The sequence below is a fragment of the uncultured Gordonia sp. genome (genome assembly GCF_937858515.1).
Classification (GTDB): Bacteria; Actinomycetota; Actinomycetes; order Mycobacteriales; family Mycobacteriaceae; genus Gordonia.
In genome coordinates this window covers 157,162-165,823 of the sequence record NZ_CALLZT010000142.1, presented here as the reverse complement: position 1 = coordinate 165,823, position 8,662 = coordinate 157,162, and the positions used below count along the sequence as shown (strand labels likewise).

At 67.6% G+C, this 8,662-nt stretch carries 5 protein-coding genes, 2 tRNA genes and 1 pseudogene; 3 read left to right on the top strand and 5 right to left on the bottom strand.

Annotated elements, in window-relative coordinates:
* Position 1: 1 nt before the first annotated feature.
* Together Q0627_RS13925 and Q0627_RS13920 are read right to left on the bottom strand one after the other, a co-directional pair.
* Positions 2-74, bottom strand: a tRNA-Arg gene (locus Q0627_RS13925).
* 39 nt (positions 75-113) lie between these two features.
* Positions 114-205, bottom strand: a tRNA-Ser gene (locus Q0627_RS13920).
* Between the two features lie 130 nt (positions 206-335).
* Here Q0627_RS13920 and hisC point away from each other — a divergent pair.
* Positions 336-1,403, top strand: a complete 1,068-nt coding sequence (gene hisC, locus Q0627_RS13915; RefSeq protein WP_298810769.1) for a histidinol-phosphate transaminase — start codon at positions 336-338, stop codon at positions 1,401-1,403.
* 32 nt (positions 1,404-1,435) lie between these two features.
* Here hisC and Q0627_RS13910 read toward each other — a convergent pair whose 3' ends face one another.
* Both Q0627_RS13910 and Q0627_RS13905 read right to left on the bottom strand, forming a co-directional pair.
* Positions 1,436-2,398: an alpha/beta hydrolase family protein gene (locus Q0627_RS13910; protein WP_291011439.1), complete on the bottom strand. Its 963-nt coding sequence runs from the start codon at positions 2,396-2,398 to the stop codon at positions 1,436-1,438.
* Between the two features lie 191 nt (positions 2,399-2,589).
* Positions 2,590-3,804 (bottom strand): hypothetical protein, encoded by a 1,215-nt coding sequence (locus Q0627_RS13905; protein WP_291011434.1) that lies wholly within the window; start codon positions 3,802-3,804, stop codon positions 2,590-2,592.
* Between the two features lie 228 nt (positions 3,805-4,032).
* On the opposite strand from Q0627_RS13905, the gene Q0627_RS13900 reads away from it, so the two are divergent.
* Entirely contained in the window at positions 4,033-8,310 is a 4,278-nt protein-coding gene (locus Q0627_RS13900) for a cation-translocating P-type ATPase (protein ID WP_298810766.1), read from the top strand.
* Here Q0627_RS13900 and Q0627_RS22505 read toward each other — a convergent pair.
* A pseudogene (locus Q0627_RS22505) lies at positions 8,221-8,445 on the bottom strand (hypothetical protein); the annotation flags it as partial. The gene Q0627_RS13900 and the pseudogene Q0627_RS22505 overlap by 90 nt on opposite strands.
* Between Q0627_RS22505 and Q0627_RS13895 the strand changes: the two are divergent.
* Positions 8,378-8,662 carry a hypothetical protein gene (locus Q0627_RS13895; RefSeq protein ID WP_291011430.1) on the top strand — a complete coding sequence of 95 codons (285 nt, stop codon included), beginning with the start codon at positions 8,378-8,380 and terminating at the stop codon, positions 8,660-8,662. The pseudogene Q0627_RS22505 and the gene Q0627_RS13895 sit on opposite strands and share 68 nt — an antisense overlap.

Sequence of the window (8,662 nt, the reverse complement as noted above, 5' to 3'; positions counted from 1 at the left end):
GTGCGCCCGTAGGGATTCGAACCCCAAACCTTCTGATCCGTAGTCAGATGCTCTATCCGTTGAGCTACGGGCGCGTGCTATTCAGTTGTCGTCGCAGTCTTACGACCGTGACGTGGCGGAGGCGAGAGGATTTGAACCTCCGGTCCCGTTTTAGCGGGACAATTCATTAGCAGTGAATCCCATTCGGCCGCTCTGGCACGCCTCCTGGCGAAGTCCTTTCGAACTGCCGAGAGCAAAGGTTACACACACTGCCCGCGACGGTGCAAACCGGCTGGTCAACACGGAATTCGGGTGTCGGCGCAGCATGTCGGCCGCAGCGGCCTACAGTTGTGGGCGTGACCTTGCGCATCCGCCCCGATCTCGACAACCTGCCCGCCTACGTACCCGGAAAGACCTTCCCGGGCGCGATCAAGCTGGCCAGTAACGAGGTGACCGACGGTCCGTTGCCGAGCGTCGTCGAGGCCATCGCCGACGCCGCCGCATCGGTCAATCGCTACCCCGACAACGCGATCGTCGAACTGACGGCGACGCTGGCCAAGAAGCTCGGCGTGACCGAGGACGAGGTGCAGGTGGGCTGCGGGTCGGTGATCCTGTGCCAGAATCTGATCCTGGTCACGTGTGAGCCGGGTGACGAGGTGGTGTTCGGCTGGCGCTCGTTCGAGACCTATCCGCTGGCCACCCGTGCGGTGCACGCCACCCCGGTACCCGTGCCGCTGACCGGCGACCACGTCTATGACCTCGACGCGATGGCCGCGGCCGTCACCGACCGGACGCGCCTGATCTTCGTGTGCAATCCGAACAATCCGACCGGCACCGTCGTCGATGCCGATGACCTGCGCACGTTCCTGCAGAAAGTGCCCTCGGATGTGGTGGTCGCCCTCGACGAGGCGTACTTCGAGTACATGCGGCTCGGTCCCGCACAGGCATACGACGCACTCGAGTTGCGGCGCGAGTTCGCCAACCTGGTGGTGCTGCGCACCTTCTCGAAGGCATACGGCCTGGCCGGCCTGCGTGTGGGTTACGCGGTCGCCGCCCCGCAGGTGGTGACCGCACTACGCAAGGTGCACGTCCCGTTCTCGGTCACCTCGCTCTCGCAGCGTGCCGCAATCGCCTGCCTGGCCGCCGACGACGAGCTGCTGACCCGCACCGACACCGTCGTCGCCGAACGAACCCGGGTGACCGCCCGGTTGCGTGAGCTCGGCTACCGGGTCCCCGATACGCAGGCCAATTTCGTGTGGCTCGACCTGGGCGAGTCCGCCGTCGACTTCGCCGCGCAGGCAATCGACAGCAAGATCGTGATCCGCCCGTTCGCCGATGCGGGCGTACGCGTCACGGTCACCACCCCACAGGAGAACGACGCCTTCCTGGCGTTCGCGGAGAGATTCGCCAAAACCGCTGGTTGAGGTGTGACGAGCCGCAAGGCGACGGGTGGTGTCTACAGACCCTGGGCGATGGTGGGCCACATGCGGGGCAGGTCCTGCTCCCAGTAGCCCCAGTAGTGGGTGCCGACGAGGCGCAGGCCGTCGGTGAACGGGATACGCGCCTTGCGCAGTTCGAGGGCGAAGTTGATGGAGCAGCGCCACGCACCGAGTTCGAGGGCCGACGCGCTGGCGGTCACCGACTGCCGGGTTCCTTCCTCGGGGTCGACCTTGCGCATCAGGTCCAGCGGGCCGGCCAGACCCGACCCCGACGACAGGTAGATGTTCTTGCCGCGCAACTTATCGAGCCTGGTACCGGGATCGTGGGCCTTCCAGGCCGGTGAGCGCGGCGGACCCCACATATTGATGGCGTTGCCGCCGGCATTGGCCACGGTGGTGTGCACGTACGCCTGGTTGGCGGGCTCGTACACTTCGGGGCAGCCGCTCAGGGATGCGACACCGGTGTACAGCTTGGGGAAGCGCGCGGCGAGCGCGAGCGCGGCCTGCCCACCCATGGAGAGCCCGACGATGGCGTTGCGGCCGGTGCCGTTGAACTCCTTGTCGATCAGCGGGGGCAGTTCTTCGGTGAGGAAGGTTTCCCACTGCGGTTTACCGAGGTTGGGGTCACGACTGCGCCAGTTGGTGTAGAAGGTGCCCTTGCCGCCTGCCGGCAGCACGACGGTCACGTTCTTGTTGGCGAAGAACCGGCCCGCGCGGCCTTTGGTGATCCAGTCGCTGACATCGGCGCCGGCGTCGGCACCGTCGAGCATGTACACCACCGATCGGGGGCCGGTGGAGTTGGCCGGGGTCAGGACGTTGACCTTCATCTTCTTGTGATTGGACGGCGAGTACACCCAGAGGTCGGTGCGCAGGGGACCGATGTCGGCCAGATTGGTGATGCGTGCGACCTTCTGCCGCGCGGCATGCGCCGCTGGGTTCCTGTCGGCGTGCGCCGCCGTGGGAACGGTCAACAACGCGATGACGACGACACTGACCAGGACTGTCAGGCCTCGTAGCTTCTTCACTGTTTCCCCCCGTGTACCGGAACGACGCCCGATCCTACCGACCGTCGGCCGATTCTCACAGGGGGTCTTCCGCGTGGACATCGAGGTTTCCTTCAACAATTCATATCTTTGATTTCATGCACGAATCCCAGGATTCTGAACGCGGGTCACCGGTCGGGTTCATATCGTTCCGGGAGTTGAATGGAGGTCACCGGAGATAGCCGGGAAATATTGCCTTGCAACACATCCCGATAGATCCGGAGGTTCTCCTCGCCGCTGCGCACCTGTTCGGTGAGCCGTTTGGAGTTGTCCACCGACACCTCCCGATCACCCGAGCGGGAGATGAGGGCGTCGATGCGGTCATCGATGGTCGCGGCCCGGTTGTACTCATCGAGGATCTGCAGCTCGATGGCCGCCGACTCCACCACATGTGCCACCCCGCCGAGTGCCTGCACGCGATCGATCAGTTCACTCCACACCGGCCGCAATGCTTCCTCGCGCTTGTCGATCTGCTGCGCGAACTCCTTGTCGAAGCCGCCGCGCCGCTTGGCGCGGTCGAGGTCTATCCGCACCGCCCGCAACGCGATCACGTCGGAGGAGATCTCGGCGAGTTCGGCGTGCAGGTTCACCTGGGTGCGCTGCAGTTCGAAATGGTCGGACCGCCAGGCCGGATTGTTGACGATCCGGTCGTAGAAGTGTCCGGCGAGGAACAGGACCGTCTCGTAGCCGTCGAGGAACGACGCGGTGCCGGGTGTGGCGGCCTCGGCCTGTGGACTGCCGAGCAACTCGTCGGCCCACTGTTCTGCCTGCGTGTTGCCGCTGCGTGAGGCCACCTGCCCCACCAGCCCGACAATCTTGCCGACGGCCGCACCACCGGCCTGCCGCATCGAGCGGTTCGTGGCGACGTTGGGTGTGGGCGTGTACAACAGCCCGCCGAACAGCCGTTCGCGCTCGTCGATCTCGAGGTAGATGTTCTCGCGCTGTTCGCGCCGGATCGCCCGGGTGCTGCCGGCGAACACCCCTTTCGCGCCGACGACGGTCTTGCGTGCCTCCTCGCGTTTGCGGTGCAGACCGTTCACCCGGTTGCGCATCACCGCCGACACCACACCGGGCATCATCGGGTTGGCGGTCTGATTCTCGGCCTGCACTATTGCCCGTTGCAGCCGTCTCAGCTCGCCGAATCCCGACGGCAGGGTGGGCAGCGGCAGACCCGACGACACCCTTCGCACCACCACGGCACGCCCGGTGGGGGTCAGGAATCCGCTCGCGATGAGCAAGGCCGCCGTGGCCGACAGTTCGGGCCGGTCCCCTGGGATCTGCGACCGGTCGCACCAGCCACGGATCTCCGCGCTCGTCGGCGCGGGCACGCTCTGGTACGCCATCGATGCCGCCTCACTGTTGACTGACCCCTGAGTGTACCGCGAAAAAGTGGCCGTGGACCTGCGCAGTTACCCGGCTCACGCGGCACCCGCGGTGGATGTCCGCGACGGCCACGCGGATGTCCCCGCGTCCACGTATCGGGTCCATCGCGGCGGCCACCTGGGCCCAAATGCCCAGGACAGCACGGCACCAGCCCGGGAAGGATTGCCTCGTTAGGAGGCTCGCCCCGAATGTCCCTGTTGAGCGCACCGATCACCCTGTCCAAATTCGCCGTCGGTGCCGCACTGCTCGGTGGCGACGCACTCGTCGGCACCACCCGCATGGCGGCATCGGCGGCAGGTTCCTTGGCACACGTACCGCGTCGCCGGGTCCGCGCCCTGCCCGGCGACGACGATGCCGTGGCCGCGAGTCTGGCCGCAACCGCCGTGGCATCGGCCGGGTTGGCCGCGTCGCTGGTCACCGTACTGCTGCCGGTTCCGCGGATCTCCCGGATCGTTCTGGCACCCGTGTCCGTCGCCTCGTATCATCCCCGGGTCCGCGGCTTCATCGAGGCCCGGCTCGGCGCTGAGGTCACCGACCTGGTGCTGACCGGAACGCAGGTGACCGCGCAGGTGCTCGTGGGAGCCCCGATGGGCGTTCTGGTGACTGCGGCCTCGCACGCCATGGCCACCGCCGAAGCCGTCGACGGTCGGCGCGCCCGGCGCCGCATCGCAACACGGGCGGCCGACAGCGACCACGAGGACAGCTCACTCCCCTGCCCCGGGACACCGGCTACCAGATCGGCCCGTTCCGGCAGCCGCGCCGACGAGATCGCCGTCGACCTCGGGCTCGGCGCGGCGGCGATCCTCGGCGTGCTGTCGTCACCGCTCACCGCGGCCGAGGCGATCGGGGTGGCCGCACCCAAGCCGGCCCGGTCGGTGCGGGAGTCGTTCGGCGCGGCGCTCGGTCGTGGTCTGCACACTCGTGGCGCGGTGGTGATGAATCCGCGATCGTTGCGCACCCTGGGCGACATCGACACCCTGCTCATCGATCCGCGCGTCCTGTTCACCGACGAACTGGCCGTCACCCGCGTCCTCGACGTCGCCGGCGACGGTCGTGCCCGGGCGTGGCGAGCCGCAACCGCAGCCCTGGAGTCCGGGGCCCTGGAGACGGGGCTGCTCGAACCAGGCTGGAACACCCTCACAGACGTACCCGGCCGGGTACTGGTGAGTCCGCTGCGACGGCCGCTGGCCACCGCATTCCTCGCCGAGGCGCGGCGGGCGGGGCTGCGCGTCGTCTCCCTCGCCGACGACGGATTACATTCGCTGCGACAGGGTTTCGACGAACTCCTCGATGCCACAACCGACGCCGATCCCGATGCCGCACTGGCCCGGGCCGTACGAACACTGCACGACGACGGTGCCACGGTGGCACTCGTCTGCTGCCACGGCAGCGATGCGATCGCGCTCTCGCACACCACGATCGGCGTCCTCGGCGAGGGCAGCACCCCGTGGGGCGCCGATATCCTCGTCGACGATCTGAACGCCGCCTGGCGGGTGGTGCACACGATCCCACGGGCCCGCGAGGTACGGGAACGGGCGATATCGCTGGCGTCGGGGGCCTCGCTGCTCGGTTCGCTGATGCTGATCCCCGGCGTGCACGGGCACGGGCCGACGTCGGTCAACGTTACCGCACTGTTCGGCCTGTGGCAGGGATATTCGCTGGGCACCAAGGCATTCGGTGACGCCGACCCGATACCGGAGTCGTCGCACGACTGGCATGCGATTCCGATCGACGAGGTGCTCCGGCTCCTCCCCCGGCCCGAGGACCCCGAACCCGCGGCCACCTTCGTCGCGCCACTGACCCAGTCGGCTCCGATCAGACTGGCAGGCAAGACGATCCGTGAGACGGGTGAGACCCTGCGGGATTTCCGGAACACTGTCGCCGAGGATCTCGCCGACCCGATCACCCCGATCCTGGCCACCGGTTCGGCGGCCAGCGCCCTGCTCGGCTCACCCATCGACGCTGTGCTGGTCGCCGGGGTGCTCGCGGTCAACACGGCGATCTCGGCATACCAGTCACTGCATGCGGAGAAGCTGCTCGACAAGATGCTTGCCGTTCAGGAACCATTGGCACGCAAGGTGATCGGTGAACCCGGAACGGACGGTTACGCCGAGGTACCCGCCGACGACCTGCGCCCCGGCGACATCGTGGAGGTCCGGTCCGGCGAGGTGGTACCCGCCGATATCCGCATCATCGACGCCGACACCGTCGAAGTCGACGAGTCGGCACTGACGGGTGAATCGCTGCCGGTGAGCAAGGACGGCGCCGACACACCCGGCGCACCGCTCGCCGAACGCACCGGGATGTTGTTCGCCGGAAGTACCGTCGTCGCAGGCAAATCCGTCGGCGTGGTGACCGCATCGGGCGAATCCACACAGGTCAGCCGGGCGCTGGCGCTGACCCCGACCGATTCGGGCGATGTGGGGCTGGCCGCGCAGCTCGGCGCGATCACCCGGCGCGCATTGCCCTTCAGCCTCGCCGGCGGTGCACTGGTGGGATTGTTGTCGTTGTTGCGGGGCACACCGGTCCGTGAGGCGGCGTCCGGAATGGTCGGTATCGGTGTGGCCGCGGTGCCCGAGGGCCTGCCGCTGGTGGTGACGCTGGCGCAGTCGTCGTCGGCCCGAAATCTCACCGGATCGTCTGTGCTGGTGCGTAATCCGCGCGCCATCGAGGCGTTCGCCCGGCTCGGCGCCGTCTGCTTCGACAAGACCGGCACCCTGTCGCAGAACCGGCTTCAGGTTGCCGAGACCCACGGCCTGCTCGGCACCGCCGACGACGAGGTACTGCGCGCCGCGGGTGCCACGATGCGAATCAGCAAGAGCGGCAAGGTCGAACACGCCACCGACGCCGCCATCCACCGTGCGGCCGAGCAGGCAGGCGTCGACTATCCGGCCGTCGACGCGTTCCTGCCGTTCCAGTCCGATCGTCCCCTCGCCGCGGCGCTTGTCGGAAACCGGCTACTGGTCAAGGGCGCCCCCGAGGCGCTTACCGCGGCATTGGAACCGGGACACCGCAATGAACTGCGGGAATCGTTGCAGGAGATGGCAACCCGAGGTCTGCGAGTACTGACCGTCGCCGAACGCATCATCACCGACAAGCAGGCCGCCAAGGCCGCACAGGACTCCGACGTCTTCGCCGGCCTGTGCGGGGAGTCGCTGCATCTGTTGGGTGTGATCGGCCTGTCGGACACCCCGCGTTCCGGTGCGCGCCCGCTGCTGGAAGAGTTGCAGCGCCGCGACATCCAGGTGCGGCTGATCACTGGCGACCACCCGGTGACGGCCGCGGTCGTGGCCCGCGAACTCGGGATCGCCGTCGATCACGACGAGGTGATGACCGGTCCCGAGTGGGATCTGCTGAACGCGACCGAACGTGTCGAGGCCACCCGCACGCATCGGGTGTTCGCCCGCATGGCTCCCGAACACAAGGTGCAGGTGGTCCAGGCGCTCGAGTCCCCCTACCGGGGGCAACCGGGCCTGGTGACGGCGATGGTCGGCGACGGCGCCAACGACGCCGCCGCGATCCGCGCGGCGTCCGTCGGGGTGGGGGTGGTATCCCAGGGCAGCGACCCGGCCCGCATGGCCGCCGACGTGATGCTGCTCGACGGCGACATCGAGGCCATCGTCGATGCCCTCGATGAGGGGGAGCAGCTGTGGCGGCGGGTGCAGTCGGCGGTGTCGGTACTGCTCGGCCACAACGTGGGAGAGGTGACGTTCGGCCTGGTCACCACCGTGCTGACGGGCAAACCTGCGCTCAACGCCCGGCAGATGCTGCTGGTCAACATGCTCACCGACGCCCTGCCCGCCGCGGCGCTGGCCGTCAGCCCGCAACGTGATCCCGACGTCACCGGCCGGCACGACGAGTCGACGATCTGGCGTGCGGTGGCGGTGCGGGCGGTGTTCACCTCGCTCGGCGCGCTGCTGGCGTGGACGTTCGGCCGATTCACCGGAACCGCATCGCGGGCGGCGACGATCGGCCTGATCGGGCTGGTGGTGACGCAGATGATCGAGACGCTGACCGACTCGCACGGACCGCTGGTGGTGGCGACGAATGTGGGTACCCTCGCGGTGATGGCCCTGATCATCTCCACCCCGGGCGTCAGTCAGATGTTCGGCTGCACCCCTGTCGGGCCTATCGGCTGGGGACAGGCATTCGCGGCGGCCGGTATCGCCGCGGGCGTGTCCAAACTGACCCCGCAGCTCGTCGACGTGCTGATCGACAAGTTCCACGAACTCGAATCGAATCCCGACGGCGCATTCCACCAGGTCATGGCCGCGGTGATGTCGGCGGGTAGCAAGAACGACGACCTGACCGCGTGGGTGCGGCGGCTGCTACCCGTCGATGCTGAGCACGCCGACGCGCACGAGCACGGCGTACAGATGCTCGACCGCGGGTGTCAGCAGCCGGGCGCCGGACTCGACCAGTGTGTCGTGCCCGATAGCGCGAGTGAACTCCGTCATGAGAGGTAAGGCTACCTTGAGTCCGTCCGATCCGAATACCCCTGAAACCGATGACGGGACTTCTGTCCTATCGGAGGTGCGCGAGTTCGTCGCAACGCACCACGACGTGTCCAAACTGGTGCGCGAGGCACAGAAGTTCTCCATCAACCTGCCGATCATCGGCAAGGTTTCCGTACCCCCACCCCGGCAACTCGCCGTCTACGGGGTGATCGGCGCGCTCGGCGCGACCGGTGCCGTCGAATGGCCGGTGGCGATCGCCTTCGGGCTTGGAGTCGCCGTCGCCAAACGCGAGTTCGGCACCACACCCGCCGCACCACCGGAACGACCCGCCTCACCGGAGAATCCGCACAAGGAGGACTGA

Excerpts from the sequence above, each read along its gene's own strand:
- Q0627_RS13900 (WP_298810766.1), top strand. The coding sequence starts at position 4,033 with ATGTCCCTGTTGAGCGCACCGATCACCCTGTCCAAATTCGCCGTCGGT.
- Q0627_RS13905 (WP_291011434.1), bottom strand. The coding sequence starts at position 3,804 with ATGGCGTACCAGAGCGTGCCCGCGCCGACGAGCGCGGAGATCCGTGGC.